At 70.9% G+C, this 19074-nt stretch carries 14 protein-coding genes and 1 pseudogene; 5 read left to right on the top strand and 10 right to left on the bottom strand.

Annotation, left to right across the window (positions count from 1 at the left end):
- Positions 1-92 precede the first annotated feature (92 nt).
- From KUM49_RS31220 to iolC, 7 genes are all read right to left on the bottom strand, one after another.
- Positions 93-956 (bottom strand): ABC transporter permease, encoded by an 864-nt coding sequence (locus KUM49_RS31220; protein ID WP_217240319.1) that lies wholly within the window; start codon positions 954-956, stop codon positions 93-95.
- Positions 953-3598, bottom strand: coding sequence for an alpha/beta fold hydrolase (locus tag KUM49_RS31215; RefSeq protein WP_217240318.1), 2646 nt, complete (start codon positions 3596-3598; stop codon positions 953-955). Before KUM49_RS31215 ends, KUM49_RS31220 begins: the two co-directional genes overlap by 4 nt.
- 627 nt (positions 3599-4225) lie before the next feature.
- Positions 4226-5728 (bottom strand): CoA-acylating methylmalonate-semialdehyde dehydrogenase, encoded by a 1503-nt coding sequence (gene mmsA, locus KUM49_RS31210; protein WP_217240317.1) that lies wholly within the window; start codon positions 5726-5728, stop codon positions 4226-4228.
- Positions 5729-5742: 14 nt separating this feature from the next.
- Positions 5743-7626 (bottom strand): 3D-(3,5/4)-trihydroxycyclohexane-1,2-dione acylhydrolase (decyclizing), encoded by a 1884-nt coding sequence (gene iolD / locus KUM49_RS31205; RefSeq protein WP_217240316.1) that lies wholly within the window; start codon positions 7624-7626, stop codon positions 5743-5745.
- Positions 7623-8438 (bottom strand): 5-deoxy-glucuronate isomerase, encoded by an 816-nt coding sequence (gene iolB / locus KUM49_RS31200; protein WP_217240315.1) that lies wholly within the window; start codon positions 8436-8438, stop codon positions 7623-7625. The genes iolD and iolB overlap by 4 nt, the downstream gene beginning before the upstream one ends.
- A gap of 7 nt (positions 8439-8445) precedes the next feature.
- Positions 8446-9363, bottom strand: a complete 918-nt coding sequence (locus tag KUM49_RS31195) for a deoxyribose-phosphate aldolase (RefSeq protein WP_308406821.1) — start codon at positions 9361-9363, stop codon at positions 8446-8448.
- Complete coding sequence (gene iolC / locus KUM49_RS31190; protein ID WP_217240314.1) at positions 9360-10310, bottom strand: 5-dehydro-2-deoxygluconokinase; 951 nt, start codon at positions 10308-10310, stop codon at positions 9360-9362. The genes KUM49_RS31195 and iolC overlap by 4 nt, the downstream gene beginning before the upstream one ends.
- Before the next feature lie 124 nt (positions 10311-10434).
- Between iolC and KUM49_RS31185 the strand changes: the two genes are divergently transcribed.
- The 3 genes and pseudogenes from KUM49_RS31185 to KUM49_RS31175 all read left to right on the top strand — a co-directional run bounded on the left by KUM49_RS31185 (position 10435) and on the right by KUM49_RS31175 (position 12485).
- A complete protein-coding gene (locus KUM49_RS31185; RefSeq protein WP_217240313.1) occupies positions 10435-11352 on the top strand; it encodes a sugar phosphate isomerase/epimerase in 918 nt (305 codons plus the stop codon).
- Positions 11353-11675: 323 nt separating this feature from the next.
- Positions 11676-11876 (top strand): AlpA family transcriptional regulator, encoded by a 201-nt coding sequence (locus tag KUM49_RS31180; protein ID WP_217240312.1) that lies wholly within the window; start codon positions 11676-11678, stop codon positions 11874-11876.
- A gap of 49 nt (positions 11877-11925) precedes the next feature.
- Positions 11926-12485: pseudogene (locus KUM49_RS31175) on the top strand (GNAT family N-acetyltransferase).
- Here the strand turns inward: KUM49_RS31175 and KUM49_RS31170 are convergent.
- The gene (locus tag KUM49_RS31170; RefSeq protein WP_217240311.1) at positions 12466-13509 is read right to left on the bottom strand and encodes a zinc-dependent alcohol dehydrogenase family protein; all 1044 of its coding nucleotides are present in this window, start codon (positions 13507-13509) and stop codon (positions 12466-12468) included. The pseudogene KUM49_RS31175 and the gene KUM49_RS31170 sit on opposite strands and share 20 nt — an antisense overlap.
- 44 nt (positions 13510-13553) lie before the next feature.
- Entirely contained in the window at positions 13554-15761 is a 2208-nt protein-coding gene (locus tag KUM49_RS31165) for an MMPL family transporter (protein WP_217240310.1), read from the bottom strand.
- A gap of 124 nt (positions 15762-15885) precedes the next feature.
- Between KUM49_RS31165 and KUM49_RS31160 the strand changes: the two genes are divergently transcribed.
- Positions 15886-16542 (top strand): TetR/AcrR family transcriptional regulator, encoded by a 657-nt coding sequence (locus KUM49_RS31160; RefSeq protein WP_217240309.1) that lies wholly within the window; start codon positions 15886-15888, stop codon positions 16540-16542.
- Positions 16543-16638: 96 nt separating this feature from the next.
- Positions 16639-16878 (top strand): heavy-metal-associated domain-containing protein, encoded by a 240-nt coding sequence (locus KUM49_RS31155; RefSeq protein ID WP_217240390.1) that lies wholly within the window; start codon positions 16639-16641, stop codon positions 16876-16878.
- Between the two features lie 893 nt (positions 16879-17771).
- Here KUM49_RS31155 and KUM49_RS31150 read toward each other — a convergent pair.
- A complete protein-coding gene (locus KUM49_RS31150; RefSeq protein ID WP_217240308.1) occupies positions 17772-19061 on the bottom strand; it encodes a citrate synthase in 1290 nt (429 codons plus the stop codon).
- Positions 19062-19074 lie beyond the last annotated feature (13 nt).

Here is a 19074-nt window from a genome sequence, read left to right as displayed (position 1 = left end):
GGGACGGAACGTGCGCTACGGAGCGTTGCGGATGGATCTCGAAGAGGGCACGGAAGGCGGCCGTCGAGACCGGTAGGTGATCCTCCGGTGACCTAGGACACCACGTCCTTGCGGGCGAAACCCCGGAAGGCCAGCGCGAACAGCACCACGGCGTACGTTATGGAAACGGCCGTGCCCTGGATCATGCCGGACCACTCGGGATTGGGCTGGACGGCGTCGGCCCAGGCGAACTGCCAGTGCGCGGGCAGGAAGTGACGCCAGTCGCCGAGGGCCGTCACGGCGTCGAGGACGTTGCCGACGATGGTGAGGCCGACCGCGCCGCCGACCGCGCCGAGCGGGGCGTCCGTCTTGGTCGACAGCCAGAACGCGAGCCCGGCGGTGACCAGTTGGGACACGAAGATGAACGCCACGACCACCACGAGCCGCTGGGCGGCCGTGCCCGGCGCGAGCGAGCCGCCGGTGGGGATCTCCAGGGAGCCCCAGCCGTAGGCGGCCGAGCCGACGGCCAGTGCCACCACCGGCAGCAGGATCATCGCGGCCAGGCTGAGGCCGAGCCCGACGACGAGCTTCGACCACAGCAGCCGGGCGCGCGGCACCGGAGCGGCCAGGAGATAGCGCAGGGAGGACCAGCTGGCCTCCGAGGCGACCGTGTCCCCGCAGAACAGGGCGACCGGGACGACCAGCAGGAAGCCCGCGGACACGAACAGGTTCACGGCGGCGAAGTTGGCGCCCGACGCCGTCGCCGTGTCCATCAGCGTGATCCGGTTGCCCTCCCCGTCCGGCTCGCCGCCGATGGCGAAGGCGATGAGCAGGACGAACGGCAGGGCGGCGAGGATCCCGCCCATGACCAGGGTGCGGCGCCGCTTCAGCTGGCGGACCAGCTCCACCCTCAGGGGGAGCGTGCGGCCCGCGCGGTAGCCGGAGGCGACCTCCGGGCGCTCGACGAGCGTGCTCATGCGGAGCCTCCGATCAGGGTGAGGAAGGCGTCTTCCAGACGGCGGTGCGGGCCCACCGACTCGACGGGCACTTCGAGGCGGACGAGTTCGACGACCAGGCGCCGGGCGCTGCCGTCGGCGTCGAGGCGGACCAGGAGCCCGTCGTCGGTGCGCACGGCCGAGACGACGCCCGGCAGCGCGGCGATCTTCTCGACGACCGCCTCCTCCAGGGGAGTTCCGGTGCCGACGAGCAGGGTGTCGCCGGAGCCGATGATCTCCGCGACCGGACCGGCCTGGACGAGCCTGCCCCGGTCCATGACGACGATGTGCGTGCAGGTCTGCTCGACCTCCGCCAGCAGGTGGCTGGAGACGATCACGGTGCGCCCGGCGGCCGCGTACCGGATCAGCACCTCGCGCATCTCACGGATCTGCGGCGGGTCCAGGCCGTTCGTCGGCTCGTCCAGTATCAGCAGGTCGGGCATGCCGAGCATGGCCTGGGCGATGGCGAGGCGCTGGCGCATGCCCTGCGAGTACGTGCGTACCGCGCGGGCCAGTGCGTCACCGAGGTCCGCGATCTCCAGGGCCTCGTCCAGGTGGGCGTCCTCGGCGGGGCGGCCTGTCGCCGCCCAGTACAGCTCCAGGTTCTCCCGGCCGGACAGGTGCGGCAGGAAGCCCGCGCCCTCGACGAAGGCGCCGACCCGGGACAGCACCGGGGCGCCCGGGCGGATCGCCCGGCCGAAGACGCGGATCTCCCCGTCGTCCGGCTTGATCAGGCCCATCAGCATGCGGAGGGTGGTCGTCTTGCCCGCGCCGTTCGGGCCGAGGAGGCCGAGGACCTGCCCCTTCTCCACGCGGAAGGACAGGTCCTTGACCGCGTACCGGTCCGCCGACTTGGCGTACCGCTTGCTCAGATCCGTTATCTGCAGGGGGACTTCGGCGAGGTCCGGGTCGGGGGCCGCCGCGGAGGTACGGCGGCGGCCGGTCAGCAGCAGGGCCAGGGCGACCACCGCGCCGGCGAGGGGCAGCCACCACACCCACGCGGGCAGCGGGGCGGCCGCGGTGGTCACGCCGGGGGCCGTCGGCACCGTGAGGTCGCCCTTCAGGGAGACGGTGTACGCCGCCGGAGCGGCCGGGGAGGCGTATCCGAGGTCGGTGGAGGCGAGGACCAGACGCAGCCGGTGGCCCTTCTCGACGTCGTGGTCGACGGCGGGAAGCGTGATCGTCACGTCCTTGCCGGCCTTGGCGCCCTCGACCCTGAGGGGGGTGACCAGCTGGGAGGGCAGCACCTGCTGGGTGCCGCCCGGGCCGACGTCGTACACCTTGGCGAAGAGGACGGCGTCGTCGCTCGTCGACTCGACGTGGACGGTGACCTTCGGCGATCCGGTGATCCGGACGTCGTCGGTGACCCGCGCCGACTCGAAGCGGGCGAACTGGCCGGGGAAGTCCAGCGAGACGCCGACCCCGAGCGAGGAGAGCTGGGCGAGGCCGCCGCCGCCGAGGCCGGGAAGGGCCGAGACGGCGGGCGGGTTGGCGCCCGCCGGGTTGGCGAAACTCTGCTCGCGGCCGGTCAGGGCGAAGGTCTTCCGTCCGCTCTCCAGGCCGGGGTACGTGTCGTCGCTCGCGCCCCGCCGCAGCGCCTGGCCGTCGGTGGAGTCGACGCCTCCGGTGCGGGTGATGCGGAAGGCGGGGCCGGTGTCGGCGGCCTTGTCGTCCTTGAGGTACCGGTCGAACCAGGACTGCACGCGTGCCTGGACGCGGCTCGTCTCCATGTCGCCGCCGTCGTGGCCGCCCGCGATCCAGTCGACGTCGACCGGGGCGCCGTTGGCGCGGATCGCCTTCGCTGCCGCGTCGGCCTGGCCGAGCGGGAAGAGGGAGTCGGTCTGGCCCTGCATCAGCAGGGTGGGCACCTTGATGCGGCCGCCGACTGCGGACGGCGAGCGCTCCTGAAGGAGCTTGACGGCCTCCGGGTCCGGGGTGCCGGACTCGGCGACCCGTTCGTACATCTGGCACAGCTGCGGCTCGAACTTCTCGCAGCCGCCGCCGGAGTTGACGAAGATGCCCGCCCACAGCTTCTTGAACACGCCGTTCGGGAAGAGGGCGTCGGCGAGGTTCCAGTAGGTGATCGCCGGGGCGATGGCGTCCACCCGGTCGTCGTACCCGGCGGTCTCCAGCGCGATCGCGCCGCCGTAGGACGCGCCCGCCATGCCCACGCGCGGGTCGCCGGCCTTGTCGAGCTGGACCTGCGGCTGCTTCGCGAGCCAGTCGATGAGCTCGCGTACGTCGGCGACCTCGCCCCTCGGGTCGTTGAGCCCGATCCTGCCGGTCGACTCGCCGAAGCTGCGCGCCGACCAGGTCAGGACCGCGTACCCGTCCCGGGCGAGGTCCTGGGCCTGCTGCCGTACGTCGTTCTTGCTGCCGCCGAAGCCGTGGGCGAGGAGGACGGCGGGGCGGCGTCCCGCGTCGGGGGACGTGAAGTACGAGGTGTCGATGCGCACCCCGCCCCCCATGTCCATGACCCGGTCGGTACGGCGTACCGGCGGCGCGTCGTCGTCGGCGGCCGTCCATGTCCCGGCGCCGGCGAGCACCACGACGGCGGCCACGGCGGCGCCGAGCCGTCGTGGCCGCCGGAGCAGGTCTTGCAGCCGGGGCAGTCGAAGATCCATGCGTCAACGGTACGGGGTGAAACTGTCGGGAAGTTATCTACCGGGGGGTTGTAGCTGCTCGCCGGAGAGTGTGCATGAGGTCGAGTTAGCTCGCTCGTGTGATGGTCCGCTCGCAAGCTTGGGGGCCCTGGGCCGATCGGGTTAACGTGATCGTGCGATCTGGGACGCCGGGTACGGCGCCAGTGTGCGGGGCCCCCGCTCCACCAGAGGATGGTTCGGGGCCTCCCCGTCGCCTCTGGCCGTACCCACCTGGCCAGCTCGCGCAGGGAACTGGCCTCCCGGGATCGGACCACGCACAGGATGCATGTCGCCGCCCCAGGGTCGAGTACGCCGGGGACCAGTGCGCCCAAGACCGTTCGGGGCGTGCGGCTGAATGGGCTCACTCGCGCTCAGTCCTCAGGAACGGCGAACCACGCCCCATCCCTACGGGGACGGTTTCGTGTACCGCGGGCGTGGTACGGCGGCTGAGAGCTCGGTGGGCTCTGTTGTCGGGCGGGTGCGGGTGCGGGTGGCTGATCACGCCCACGCGGCGGAGCCGCATATTGAGCACAGCCCCGCGCCCCTGATGGCCGCGCAGCGGCCATAAAACGGGGCCGTCCGTGTCACGGACGGCCCCGACTGTCGGTGTCAGTGGTTGCGCGGGAAGCCCAGGTCGACGCCGGCCGGGGCGTCCGCCGGGTCGGGCCAGCGGGTGGTGACGACCTTGCCGCGGGTGTAGAAGTGCGTGCCGTCGTTGCCGTAGATGTGGTGGTCCCCGAAGAGGGAGTCCTTCCAGCCACCGAAGGAGTGGTAGCCGACGGGGACCGGGATCGGGACGTTCACGCCGACCATGCCGGCCTCGATCTCCATCTGGAAGCGGCGGGCCGCGCCGCCGTCCCGGGTGAAGATCGCGGTGCCGTTGCCGAACGGCGAGCTGTTGATGAGGGCCACGCCCTCGTCGTACGTGTCGACGCGCAGCACGCACAGCACCGGGCCGAAGATCTCGTCCTGGTAGGCCTTGGCCGACGTGGGCACCTTGTCGAGCAGCGAGATGCCGATCCAGTGACCGTCCTCGAAGCCGTCGACCGTGTAGCCGGTGCCGTCGAGGACGACCTCGGCGCCCTCGGCCGCCGCGCCCTCCACGTAGGAGGCCACCTTGTCGCGGTGGACTGCGGTGATCAGCGGGCCCATCTCGGAGGTCGGGTCGTTGCCGGGACCGATCTTGATCTTCTCGGCGCGCTCGCGGATCTTGTCGACCAGCTCGTCGCCGATCGCGCCGACCGCGACCACGGCCGAGATGGCCATGCAGCGCTCGCCCGCGGAGCCGTAGGCCGCCGAGACCGCCGCGTCAGCCGCCGCGTCCAGGTCGGCGTCCGGCAGGACCAGCATGTGGTTCTTGGCGCCGCCCAGGGCCTGGACGCGCTTGTGGTTCGCCGAGGCGGTGGTGTGGATGTGGCGGGCGATCGGAGTCGAGCCGACGAAGGAGACGGCCTTGACGTCCGGGTGCTCCAGGAGGCGGTCGACGGCCACCTTGTCGCCGTTGACGACGTTGAAGACGCCGTCCGGCAGACCGGCCTCGGCCAACAGCTCGGCGATCTTCAGGGAAGCCGACGGGTCCTTCTCGGACGGCTTCAGGACGAAGGTGTTGCCGGTCGCGATGGCGATCGGGAACATCCACATCGGGACCATCGCCGGGAAGTTGAACGGCGTGATGCCCGCGACGACACCGAGCGGCTGCCGGATGGACGAGACGTCCACGCGGCTGGCCACCTCGGTCGACAGCTCGCCCTTCAGCTGCACGGTGATCCCGCACGCCAGGTCCACGATCTCCAGGCCGCGCGCGACCTCACCGAGCGCGTCGCTGTGCACCTTGCCGTGCTCGGCGGTGATCAGCTCGGCGATGGCGTCGCGGTTCGCGTCCAGCAGCGCCCGGAAATTGAACAGGATCGTGGTCCGCTTGGCGAGCGACGAGGTGCCCCAGGTCGCGTAGGCGTCCTTGGCGGCGGCGACGGCGGCGTCCACCTCCTCGACGGAGGCGAACGCGACCTTGGTGGTGACCGCGCCGGTCGCGGGGTCGGTAACCGGCCCGTACGTACCCGACGCGCCTTCGACGGTCTTGCCGCCGATCCAGTGGTTGACGATCTTCGTCATGACCGAGTGCTCCTTCACAGATGGCGGCGTCGGGTGGAGACGTGCCGTTCGTACAGCTCACGTGCCTTCACCGCGGAGGGTCGGGTCGCGGTTTCGGCCACAGGTACATCCCACCAGGCCTGCGCCGGCGGCGGGCCCGACACTGTGTCTGCCGTTTCCGTCTCGACGTAGACACATGTGGGAGTGTCGGCCGCACGGGCTTCGGCGAGCGCGGCCCGCAGATCCCGTACGGTCTTCGCGCGCAGCACGCGCATGCCAAGGCTCGCCACGTTCGCGGCGAGGTCCACGGGGAGCGGCGCCCCCGTGTAGGTACCGTCCTGGGACTGGTAGCGGTACGCGGTGCCGAACCGCTCGCCGCCCACCGACTCCGACAGTCCGCCGATGGACGCGTAGCCGTGGTTCTGGATGAGGAGCATCTTGATCGCGATCCCCTCCTGTACGGCCGTCACGATCTCCGTCGGCATCATCAGATAGGTGCCGTCGCCGACCAGCGCCCACACGGGCCGATCGGGTGCCGCCATCTTGACGCCGATGGCTGCCGGAATCTCGTAGCCCATGCAGGAGTAGCCGTACTCCAGGTGGTACTGGTCCCGAGAGCGCGCCCGCCACAGCTTGTGCAGGTCGCCGGGGAGCGAACCGGCCGCGTTGATGATCACGTCCGACTCGTCCACGAGGGCGTCCAGCGCGCCGAGCACCTGGGACTGCGTCGGCCGTACGTCCGGCTCCTCGGCCTCGTAGCAGGCGTCGACGCGCTGCTCCCAGCGCTCCTTGTCCAGGGTGTACTCGCTGACGTACGCGTCCGTGACCCGGTGCGCGTGCATGCCCAGGGACTGGGTCAGCTCCTGGAGGCCGCTGCGGGCGTCCGCGACGAGCGGCATGCCGGCGAGCTTGTGGCCGTCGTAGGGGGCGATGTTGAGGTTGAGGAAGCGGACCCCGGGCTTCTCGAACAGGGTGCCGGAGGCGGTGGTGAAGTCGGTGTAGCGGGTGCCGACGCCGATGATCAGGTCGGCCAGGCGGGCGAGTTCGTCGGCCGTGGCGGTGCCGGTGTGGCCGACGCCGCCGACGTCCTGGGGGTGGTCGTGGCGCAGGGAGCCCTTGCCGGCCTGGGTGGAGGCGACCGGGATGCCGGTGGCCGCCGCGAACTCGGCCAGGGCCTCCTCGGCGCGGCTGTGGTGGACGCCGCCGCCGGCGATCAGCAGGGGGCGCTCGGCCGCCCGGATCGCGGTGACGGCCTCGGCCAGCTCGGTCGCGTCGGCGCCCGGCCGTCGTACGACCCAGGTGCGCTCGGCGAAGAACGCGTCGGGCCAGTCGTACGCCTCGGCCTGGACGTCCTGCGGGAGGGCGAGGGTGACCGCGCCGGTCTCCACCGGGTCGGTGAGCACCCGCATGGCCTGGAGTGCGGCCGGGATGAGGGCTTCCGGGCGGGTGACGCGGTCGAAGTACCTCGACACCGGGCGCAGGCAGTCGTTGACCGACACGTCGCCCGCGTACGGCAGTTCCAGCTGCTGGAGGACCGGGTCGGCGACCCGGGTGGCGAAGGTGTCACCGGGGAGCAGCAGGACCGGGATGTGGTTGATCGTGGCGAGCGCGGCACCGGTGACCAGGTTGGTCGCGCCGGGGCCGATGGAGGTCGTGACGGCGTGGGTGGACAGGCGGTTCGACTGCCGCGCGTAACCCACGGCCGCGTGCACCATGGACTGCTCGTTGCGGCCCTGGTGGTACGGCATCTCGTCGGCGTACTCCACGAGCGCCTGGCCGAGCCCGGCGACGTTCCCGTGGCCGAAGATGCCCCAGGTCGCGCCGATCAGCCGCTGCCGTTCGCCGTCCCGCTCCGTGTACTGGGCGGCCAGGAAACGCACCAGCGCCTGTGCGACCGTCAGCCTCGTCGTCGAGGTCATCGGTAACCCTCCGTATGGTCCGGGTGGAAGCAGATCCGCCATTCCCGGGTCTCGCCCGGGCCCGCCATGACGTTCAGGTAGTACATGTCGTGGCCGGGCTGGGCGATCGACGGGCCGTGCCATCCGTCGGGGACGAGGACGGCGTCGCCGGAGCGGACCTCCGCGAGGACGTCCGAACCGCCCTCACGGGAGGGGGATACGCGCTGATAGCCGAATCCGTTCGGGCCGTCGATCTCGAAGTAGTAGATCTCCTCCAGCTCCGCCTCCTCGCCGGGCCGGTGCTCGTCGTGCTTGTGCGGCGGGTACGAGGACCAGTTGCCGCCGGGCGTGATCACCTCGACGGCGATCAGCTTGTCGCAGTCGAAGGCGTCGGCCGAGGCGAAGTTGCGGACGTGGCGGGTGCAGTTGCCGCTGCCACGCTGTTCCTGCGGGACCTCCGGCGCGGGGCCGTAGCGGGCGGGGAGTCGTCGCTCGCACTTCGCTCCTGCCAAAGCAAAGCGGCCGCCCGCGCCGGAGGCGATCTGTGCCCGGGCGTCACGGGGCACGTACGCGAAGTCGGTGACTCCGCTGAACACGCTTTCCCGGCCCAGGAGTTGGAACTCGCTGCCCTCTGTTTGCACAGTACAGCCGCCTTGCAGCGGGACGACGATCCACTCGCTGTCCCCGGCGTCGAAGGCGTGCGTGCCGCCGGGCTCCAGCTCGACGATCCGCAGGCTGCTGTAGGTCCAGCCGGCCCGCTTCGGGTCGATGTCGACGGCGTACTGGGCGCCCGTCGTGGCGCCCTTCGCGAGGTACAGGTCGTTGCTCGTCATGCGGCCCTCACAGCAGTCCTACGGCGGTGTCCACGGCGGCGGCCACGTCGCCGTCCGCCGGGTACAGCAGCGAACGGCCGACCACCAGGCCGCGCACGGTGGGCAGTTGCAGGGCGCCCCGCCACTTCTCGTACGCCCCGTCCTGGTCGTCGCCGACCTCGCCGCCGAGCAGCACGGCGGGCAGCGTGGAGGCCGCCATGACCTCGGCCATGTCGTCGGGGTTCTCGGTGACCGGCACCTTCAGCCAGGTGTAGGCCGAACTGCCGCCGAGCCCGGAGGCGATGGCGATCGACTTGGTGACGGCTTCGGCGGACAGGTCGTTGCGGAGTTTGCCCTCGGCGGAGCGTTCGCTGATGAACGGCTCGACGAAGACGGGGAGCCGGCGCGCGGCCATGTCGTCGATGGCGCGGGCCGTGGACTCCAGGGTGGTGAGGGAGCCCGGGTCGTCGTAGTCGATCCGCAGGAGCAGCTTGCCGGCGTCGAAGCCGAAGCGCTCGATGTCCTCGGGGCGGTGGCCGGTGAAGCGGTCGTCGAGTTCGAAGCAGGCGCCCTGGAGGCCGCCGCGGTTCATCGAGCCCATGACGACCTTGCCGTCGAGGGCGCCGAGCAGCAGCAGGTCGTCGAGGATGTCGGCGGTGGCGAGGACGCCGTCCACGCCGGGGCGGCTCAGCGCCAGGCAGAGGCGTTCGAGCAGGTCTACGCGGTTGGCCATGGCGAACTTGCGGTCGCCGACCCCGAGGGCGCCGCGGGCCGGGTGGTCGGCGGCGACGATCATCAGCCGGCCGGCCTCGTTGAGCAGCGGGCGGCGGGAGCGGCGGGCGGCGGCCTCCGCGATCGCGTCGGGGTGGTGGGTGCGCAGACGGACGAGTTCCGTGACGTCGACGGAGGGCACGGGGCCGTTGCCGGCGGGGGCGACGGTGCTCACAGGACGGCTCCCGCCGCGAGGGCCGCCGTCACTTCGTCCGGCGTGGGCATCGCGGACGAGCACTCCAGACGGGAGGCGACGATGGCCCCGGCCGCGTTGGCGTGCCGCATGATCTTCTCCAGGTCCCAGCCCTCCAGCAGGCCGTGGCAGAGGGAGCCGCCGAAGGCGTCACCGGCACCGAGGCCGTTGAGGACGGTCACCGGCAGGGGCGGGACCTCGGCGGACTCGCCCTTGTTGTTGACGGCGAGGACGCCCTTGGGGCCCTGCTTGACGACGGCGAGTTCGACCCCGGCGTCCAGGAGCGCGCGGGCGGCGGCGTGCGGCTCGCGCACTCCGGTCGCCACCTCCACCTCGTCGAGGTTGCCGACGGCGACGGTGGTGTGGCGCAGGGCCTCTTCGTAGAAGGGGCGGGCCGTGTCCGGGTCCGTCCAGAACATGGGCCGCCAGTCCAGGTCGAAGACCGTGGTGCCGGCCTTGGCCCGGTGGGCGAGGGCCGCCAGGGTCGCCGTACGGCTGGGCTCCTCGCTCAGGCCGGTGCCGGTGACCCAGAAGATGCGGGCTTCGTGGACGGCGTCGAGGTCCAGCTCGTGGGCGTCGATCTCCAGGTCGGGCGCCTTGGGCCGGCGGTAGAAGTACAGCGGGAAGTCGTCCGGCGGGAAGACCTCGCAGAAGGTGACCGGGGTCGGCAGGCCGGGGACCGGGGTGACCCAGCGGTCGTCGACGCCGAAGTCCCGCAGCGCCTCGTGCAGGTAGGTGCCGAACGGGTCGTCGCCGGTCCGCGTGATCACCGCCGTGTGCCGTCCCAGGCGGGCCGCGGCGACCGCGACGTTGGCGGCCGAGCCGCCGAGGAACTTGCCGAAGGACGACACCTGCGGCAGCGGGACGCCCGTCTGCAGCGGATAGAGGTCCACTCCTATCCGCCCCATGGTGATCAGGTCGTACGCCATCGACTTCCCTTCGTGTCGGCTCTCCACGGCTTTCTAGCCCCGCATGGTGAGCCCTGTCAATGTTTTGTCCAGACATTCGGACCAGGGCTTGACACCCTCGCTCGGGATCCGCACGCTGGCGGCCATGACGTCGTTGTCACCTCAGACCTCACTGTCCCGCATCCGGATCGGATCGGCCCCCGACTCCTGGGGCGTCTGGTTCCCGGACGATCCCCGCCAGGTGCCCTGGCAGCGCTTCCTCGACGAGGTCGCGCAGTCCGGCTACGAGTGGATCGAGCTGGGCCCCTACGGCTACCTGCCGACCGATCCCGCCGTCCTCACCGAGGAGACCTCCCGGCGTGGCCTGAAAGTGTCGGCCGGCACGGTCTTCACCGGCCTGCACCACGGCGAGGCCGTGTGGGAGAAGACCTGGGACCACGTCGCGGACAACGCGGTCCTGGCGCAGGCGATGGGCGCATCCCACCTGGTGGTCATCCCGTCCTTCTGGCGGGACGACAAGACCGGTGAGGTGCTGGAGCCGGACACCCTCACGCCCGAGCAGTGGCGCAATCTCAGCTCCCTGACCGAACGGCTGGGGAGCCGGGTGCGCGAGGAGTACGGCCTGCAGATCGTCGTCCACCCGCACGCCGACACCCACATCGACAGCGAGGAGAACGTGGTCCGCTTCCTCGACGCCACCGACTCCTCGCTGGTGTCACTGTGCCTGGACACCGGGCACTACGCGTACTGCGGCGGCGACAGCGTCAAGCTCATCGAGACCTACGGCGAGCGGATCGGGTACCTGCACCTCAAGCAGGTCGACCCGGAGATCCTGGCGGACGTGCGGGCCGATGAGGTGCCGTTCGGGCCGGCGGTCGCGCGCGGAGTGATGTGCGAGCCGCCCACCGGGGTGCCCGAGCTGGGGCCCGTCCTGGAGGCCGCGCAGAAGCTCGACGTCGACCTGTTCGCGATCGTCGAGCAGGACATGTACCCGTGCGAGCCGGACAAGCCGCTGCCGATCGCGCAGCGGACGCGGGCCTTCCTGAGGTCCTGCGGGGCGTAGCCCCCACGGCCCCCGCAGGGCTCGCCGACGGCACGCCAGGCGTACGGCCGGCCGATCCGGAGGACACGGTCACCCACAAGTCAACACGCCCCGCCGACGAGCCCGCGTACGCCTTTGCGTCACCTCTGTCACAAGTACCCCCCTTGTGTCACGCATGTCGCAAGTACGCGGGTCTTGCGTCACAACCGGCGCCCAGGCCCTGCCCAGCCCTCGCGCCGCGTCGTTCACCGGTGCACAGGCTTTGTGATCGCCAGCGCTGTGCCCGGCTCCCCCGGACGGCCGCCCCCGGCCGCCGCCGCGGTACGCGCAGGGAGGGGCAACCCATGACCGACCGAAGGCTCTGGTCCTACAAGGACATCGCGGCGCACATCCGGGTGCAGCCGGACACCGTGCGCTCGTACCGCAAGCACGGGCTGCTGCCACCGCCCGACCACGTCGAGGGCGGCAAGCCCTTCTGGTACGCGCACACCGTCCGGGCGTGGGTGGCGTCCCGCCCGGGCAACCGGGGCCGACGAGAGTTCTGACTGCCGGAAAAACACCTGCGCCCCACTCGCCCGTGGGGCACAGTCCTCCATGGACTGCTCCGTCAAACCCGTCTTGACCGGCGAAAAGACCAGGCTGCGACCATTCACCGCGGCCGACGCCGAGCACGTCTGGGAGATCATCCAGGACCCCGAGGTCGTCCGCTTCACCTTCGAGCCGTCGACCGAACTCACCTTGGAGGGACTGCGCTCCTGGTACGGCTCCCGGGCCGGCCGGACCGCCTCGACCTCGCCGTCACCGACCGCGCCACCGGCGAACTCGTCGGCGAGGTCGTCCTGCACGAGTGGGACCGGCACGCTCGCAGTTGCACCTTCCGCACCCTCATCGGCCCCCGCGGCCGGGGCCGGGGGCTCGGCACCGAGGCCACCCGGCTCATCGTCGGTCACGGCTTCGAGCAACTGGGATTGCACCGGATCCAGTTGGAGGTCTACGGCAATAACCACCGAGCCCGGCGCGTGTACGAGAAGGTCGGCTTCGTGGTGGAGGGTGTCCGGCGGGATGCGGCGCTGCGCGAGGGCGAGTGGACCGACGAGGTGCTGATGTCCCTGCTCGACCACGAGTGGGCCGCCCTCAGCTCCACGGCTCGATGACGGTCACCCCCGCCCCCGGTGCCGCCCCCATCGCGGCCAGTGCGGACGGGGTCGCCTCCAGGGTGATCGTGGACGTGACCAGCAGGTCGGGTCGCAGCACTCCCGCACGGACCAGCTCCAGCATCGGCGGGTAGGTGTGCGCGGCCATGCCGTGACTGCCGAGGAGCTCCAGCTCCAGACCGATCGCGCGGGCCATCGGCACCGGTGTCGTGCCGGTCGGGGAGGGCAGCAGGCCGACCTGGACATGGCGGCCGCGGCGGCGCAGGCCGTTCACCGAGGCCGCGCAGGTGGCGGGCGAGCCGAGGGCGTCGAGGGAGAGGTGCGCGCCGCCGCCGGTCAGCTCGCGGACCGCCGCCGCCGTGTCCTCGGTGCCGGACGCGTCCACGCACTGCGCCGCACCGAACCTCCTTGCCAGGTCCAGGGCTTGAGGCGACACGTCGACGGCCACGACCCGCGCGCCCGACGCCGCCGCGATCATCACCGCCGACAGGCCGACGCCCCCGCAGCCGTGCACCGCGACCCACTCCCCCGCCGCCACCCTGCCCTGCTGCACCACCGCCCGGAACGCCGTGGCGAACCGGCAGCCGAGCGAGGCGGCGGTGGCGAAGGACATCTCGTCCGGGACCGCGACGAGGTTCACCTCCGCGTGGTCCAGCGCCACGTACTGGGCGAAGGAACCCCAGTGCGTGAAGCCTGGCTGTGTCTGCCGCTCGCACACCTGCTGGTCGCCCGCCGCGCAGGACGGACAGGTGCCGCAGGCGCACACGAAGGGGACGGTCACGCGATCGCCCGGGCGCCAGCCGGTCACCCGGGCGCCCACCGCCTCGACGACCCCGGCGAGTTCGTGCCCCGGCACATGCGGCAGCGTGATGTCCGGGTCGTGGCCCTGCCAGCCGTGCCAGTCGCTGCGGCACAGTCCCGTCGCCTCGACCCGCACCACGACCCCGTGCTCCGCGGGCTTCGGGTCGGCCACCTCCCGCACCTCGGCCGGCTCTCCGTACCGCTCGAACACCACTGCCCGCATATGCCTGCCCCGCCTGTCGCCGATCACCTCTGACTGACGGAACGCTAGCCGTGCGCCGCCACCTTGTCCCGGTCCCGCGTCACGGTCCGCTCGGGTCCGCCGCCGCCCTCGCTCAGGCCGAACCGCTGGTGGAACCGCCGCAGCGGCCCCGGCGCCCACCAGGTCGCCCGGCCCGTGAGGCGCATGACCGCCGGGACCAGGAGGCTGCGGACGATCATCGCGTCCATCACGACCGCCAGGGCGATGCCCAGGCCGAGCATCTTGGTGTTGGTCACCCTGGACGTGCCGATCGCGACCATCACCACCGCGAGGATGACCGCGGCCGCGGTGATCAGCCCGCCGGTGCGCTGGAGCCCGTGCCGGACCGCCTGGTCGTGGTCGCCGGTCTCGTCGTACTCCTCCTTGATGCGGGAGAGCAGGAAGACGCCGTAGTCCATCGACAGGCCGAAGGCCACGCAGAACATCAGGACCGGAAGGGTGGTCTCTATGGAGCCGGGGCTGGTGAAGCCGAGCAGGCCGGACAGATGGCCGTCCTGGAAGACCCAGACCACCGCTCCGAACATCGCGGTGAGGCTGAGCGCGTTGAGCACGACCGCCTGGATCGGTATCAGCACGCTGCCTGTCAGCAAGAACACCAGGAGCAGGGTGACGATCACGATGAAGGCGCCCGCGAGGGGCAGTTGTTCGGCTATCGCGTCCTTGGAGTCGACCAGCACCGCCGCCGCGCCGGTCACCTTGGTGTCGAAGGGGGCGTTGACGGCGCGCAGTTCGCCCACCAGGCGCTGAGCCGGGTCGTCGACGGCCTCGCCCTTCGGCAGCACCGTGAAGTACGCCGAGTCGCCCTTGACCAGCGGGCCGTCGACCCGCCGCACCTCGGACAGGTCCGCGATCCGCTCTTTGTACGCGGCGTACTGCGCCCGGGTCGCGGGTCCCTCGGCGAGCACGTCGAGTCCGCCGCCGGGGCTGCCGGGGAAGCCGTCCCGGATGTGATGCTGTACGACGTGGGACTCGGCGGAGGCGGGCAGTTGGCGGTCGTCGGCGGTGCCGAACTTCACGCCCAGGAAGGGCAGGCCGAGGAGGACGAGCACGGCGGTGGTGCCGAGGGCGAAGAAGGGGGCGCGGCGCATGACGAGGCTCGCGGTGCGCGTCCAGGCGCCACTGTCTTCCGTGGCCGCCCGCGGCGGCCCGCCGCGCCGGAACACGCGGCGCAGATCGAGGGAGTTGACCCGGTGGCCCAGCAGGACCAGGGCTGCCGGGAGCAGGATCAGCGCGGCCGCCGCGGCCAGCAGGACGACCGCTATGCCGGCGTAGGCGAAGGACCGCAGGAAGTACTGCGGGAAGAGCAGCATCGCCGCGAGGGAGACCGCGACCGTGAGCGCGGAGAAGAGCACGGTGCGGCCGGCCGTACGCAGGGTGGTGCCGACCGCCGTCAACGGCTCGGCGCCGGTGGCCAGTTCCTCGCGGAAGCGCCGGACGATGAACAGGGCGTAGTCGACGGCGAGGCCGAGCCCCAGGGCCGTGGTGAGGTTCAGTGCGAAGACGGAGACGTCGGTGACCTCGGTGAGGCCGCGCAGTACCGCGTTCGTGCCGAGTATCGCGACGATGCCGATGCCGAGCGGCAGCAGGGCGGCGACCGCGCTGCCGAAGACCATCACCAGCAGCACCAGTGTCACCGGCAGCGCGATGATCTCGGCGCGGACCAGGTCCTCCTGGATGATCGTCTGCATCTCGTGCCGGACGGCCACCGGGCCGCCCACCGTCACGTCCACCGGGCCGTTCCCGCCCCGGTACGAGGAGGCGATGCGGTCCAGGGTCCGGCCCATCTCCTTCTCGTCGCCGGTGATCCGGGCGGCGATCAGCGCCTCGTGGCCGTCCTTCGCGCGCAGAGCGGGGGCACCGGACTGCCAGTAGGAGCTGACGCCCACGACGCCCCGCTCCCCGGCCAGTCGCCCGGCGAGGCGCTCGGCTTCGGCGGCGACCGCCGGGGCGTCGACCGAGGCGCCGCCCGTGTCCACCAGGAGCAGGAGGTTGGGCTGGGAGTCGGGGAACTCGCGCTCCAGCGCCTTGGTCGCGTATGTCGACTCGGCGCCCGGATCCTCCCAGCCGCCGGCGCCCAACCGGTCGGCGACCCCGCTGCCGGCCAGCACGGCGAGCACGGTGACGACCAGGGCCGCGAGCAGCGACAACCGGGGTCGGGCGGTCACGAATCGGGTCCAGCCGCCGGCGTGGGGCGGGTCGTTGACTTCGGTCATCGGGCGGTGTCCCCTTCACCCAGGAAGGCATAAAATGGCAAACACGAGAGATCGCTCGCGTTCCACCAGAATGCGAGCGACCGCTCGTGTTTGTCAACCGCGTTCGGAGACTTGGGGAAAACGCGTGCCCGAGAGCCAGGAGAAGCAGGAGAAGGAGCAGCCGCCGCGCCGCCGCCAGGCCCGCGGTGAGCGCCGGATCGCCCAACTCCTCGAAGCCGCCGCCAACGTCTTCTGCACCACCGGCTACACGGCCGCCAGCACCAACGCCATCGCTCGCGAGGCGGGTGTCTCGCCGGGCACGCTCTACCAGTTCTTCCCGAACAAGGAAGCGATCGCGATCGAGCTGGGCGACCGGCTCATGCACGAGATGCGGGAGACGTACGGCGAGGCGCTCGCACCGATCGACCCCGTGACCCCGCTAGAGGAGGCCGTCGGCGCCGCCGTCGAGCGGTTCATCGACTTCAACTGCGAGCACCCGGTGTTCTTCGCCCTGATGCACGGTCCCGACATCCCCGGCCGGATCACCGAGGCGCACGACGCGCTGCACGCCACCCTGCTCTCCCGCATCGAGGGTCTGCTCTCCTCGTTCCTGCCCGACGCGCCGCCGGCGGACCTCACCCGTACCGCACACATGTGCCTGGGCCTGTACAAGGCGGGCCTGGAGCTCGTCCTCGCCCACGAGGGTGCCGAGCGGGCGGCCTACATCCAGGAGCTGAAGAACGTCCTGGTCCGTTACCTCGACCCGCTGGTCGGGGAGAGACTCGGCCACCCCGGCCCCTAAGGCCTGCCCGGCGGTCCGCGACCCGCCTTGGAGATGTACCCCCTAGGGGTATAACGTACGGGGGTGAGTCCCACCCGTCCCGACGAGGAGAACGAGATGACCGCTCAGACCGACACCCCCGGCTCCGTCACCACCGTCTACAAGGTGAGCGGCATGAGCTGCGGGCACTGCGAGGGCTCCGTCTCCGGCGAGATCTCGGAGATCCCCGGCGTCAGCTCGGTGAAGGCCGTCGCCGCGACCGGTGAGGTCACCGTCGTGTCCGCGGCCCCGCTCGACGAGGAGGCCGTGCGCGCCGCCGTCGACGAGGCCGGCTTCGAGCTCGCCGGCAAGGCCTGAGCGCCGGCCTCCCGCCCCGGACCGCTCCGGCCGGCCGAACCGGTTCCGTGCGGTCCCGCCGAGACCGCCCGAGACCCGCCCAGGGGCCGGCTCGGCGATCGTCAGGCCTTCGTCGGCGTTCGCGGTGACGAACAGCCTCCGGCCGCGAACGTTCCGTTAGCGGAATCGCGAAGTGCGCCGTTGTTACCGCCGGGTTGGTCGAAGTCGAGGCCAAAGCCCCTCTGGAGTCCTGCGCTCGCCTCACATAAGCTCTTCACAAGGCTCGCGCATCATCCTTACGCTTGGGTCTCGTTCGCCGTATCCGGGCCCTTGCGCATCTAACGGACATATGCAAGAGACCCAGATCACAGTGATGCGAACGTAACCATCGAAGGGGATCGAAGGTCTAAGTTGACGGTGTCAGGAAGCGTCTTGGGGGGCGCCGACTGGCATCTGGGGATGTCTTGGGGGACGTCCTCAGAGATGCGTTGCCGGGGCACGCACACCGGGGAGCTTTGAGCGGCCCTCCCAGCGTGCGCTGTCCCGGCAGACCGCACACAGCAGTAGTACGACGAGTTCTGCTCGTTTTGCTCAACAGCGAATTTCAGGCGCTGGTTTTCTCACAGACGCCCGGCCGGATCCCGTGGGGGGAATCCGCACCGGGACATGGGAAGGCGCCCTGGACGCCGGCCCGTGGGGGGACCGTCGACAGGGCGCCTTCCGCTTTTGTGCGCCGGGCGGCCGCTCGCTGGGTGTTGTCAATACAGCTGGGGCCTGTCCGGCGGATCATGTCGCAGACGCGGGGCCTGGCACGCCCACCTGCGGCATGCCAGGCCCCGTTCACCTGCGTCGATGAGGCGCCGCGGCTGTCCTGCGAAGTGATCCGCCGGACAGGCTCTAGGCGGCCGCGTCGATCAACGCGCCTCGACCGGAACGAAGTCGCGCTCGACGACACCCGTGTAGATCTGGCGCGGACGGCCGATGCGGGAACCGGGCTCCTTGATCATCTCGTGCCACTGGGCGATCCAGCCCGGCAGGCGGCCGAGGGCGAACAGGACCGTGAACATCTCGGTCGGGAAGCCCATGGCGCGGTAGATCAGGCCGGTGTAGAAGTCCACGTTCGGGTAGAGGCTGCGCGAGACGAAGTAGTCGTCGGAGAGCGCGTGCTCCTCCAGCTTCAGCGCGATGTCCAGCAGCTCGTCGGACTTGCCGAGGGCGGACAGCACGTCGTGCGCGGCGGCCTTGATGATCTTGGCGCGCGGGTCGAAGTTCTTGTAGACCCGGTGGCCGAAGCCCATCAGGCGGACGCCGTCCTCCTTGTTCTTCACCTTGCGGATGAAGGAGTCGACATCACCGCCGGTGGCCTGGATGCCCTCCAGCATCTCCAGCACCGACTGGTTGGCGCCGCCGTGCAGCGGGCCCCACAGGGCGGAGATGCCGGCGGAGATCGAGGCGAACATGTTCGCCTGCGAGGAGCCGACCAGGCGGACCGTGGAGGTCGAACAGTTCTGCTCGTGGTCCGCGTGCAGGATGAGCAGCTTGTCCAGGGCGGAGACGACGACCGGGTCGAGTTCGTAGTCCTGCGCCGGGACCGAGAAGGTCATGCGGAGGAAGTTCTCGACGTAACCGAGGTCGTTGCGCGGGTAGACGAACGGGTGACCGATCGACTTCTTGTACGCGTACGCCGCGATCGTCGGAAGCTTGGCGAGCAGCCGGATCGTCGAGAGGTTGCGCTGCTTCTCGTCGAACGGGTTGTGGCTGTCCTGGTAGAACGTGGACAGCGCGGAGACCACCGACGACAGCATGGCCATCGGGTGGGCGTCCCGCGGGAAGCCGCGGTAGAAGTTCTTGACGTCCTCGTGCAGCAGGGTGTGCTGCGTGATGTCGGTCTTGAACGAGGTGAGCTCGTCGACGGTCGGCAGCTCGCCGTTGATCAGCAGGTAGGCGACCTCCAGGAAGGTGGAGCGCTCGGCCAGCTGCTCGATCGGGTATCCGCGGTACCGGAGAATGCCCGACTCGCCGTCGAGATAGGTGACGGCGGATTTATAGGCGGCGGTGTTGCCGTAGCCGCTGTCCAGAGTCACCAGACCGGTCTGGGCGCGGAGCTTCCCGATGTCGAAGCCCTTGTCGCCGACGGTGCTGTCGATCACCGGGTAGGTGTACTCGCCGTCGCCGTACCGCAGTACTACAGAGTTGTCGCTCACGTCATCCCTCACC

The organism is Streptomyces sp. AC555_RSS877, from assembly GCF_019049245.1.
Lineage (GTDB): Bacteria > Actinomycetota > Actinomycetes > Streptomycetales > Streptomycetaceae > Streptomyces.
Note: the sequence above shows the minus strand (reverse complement) of the source record. Positions and strands in the feature narration are given on the sequence as shown.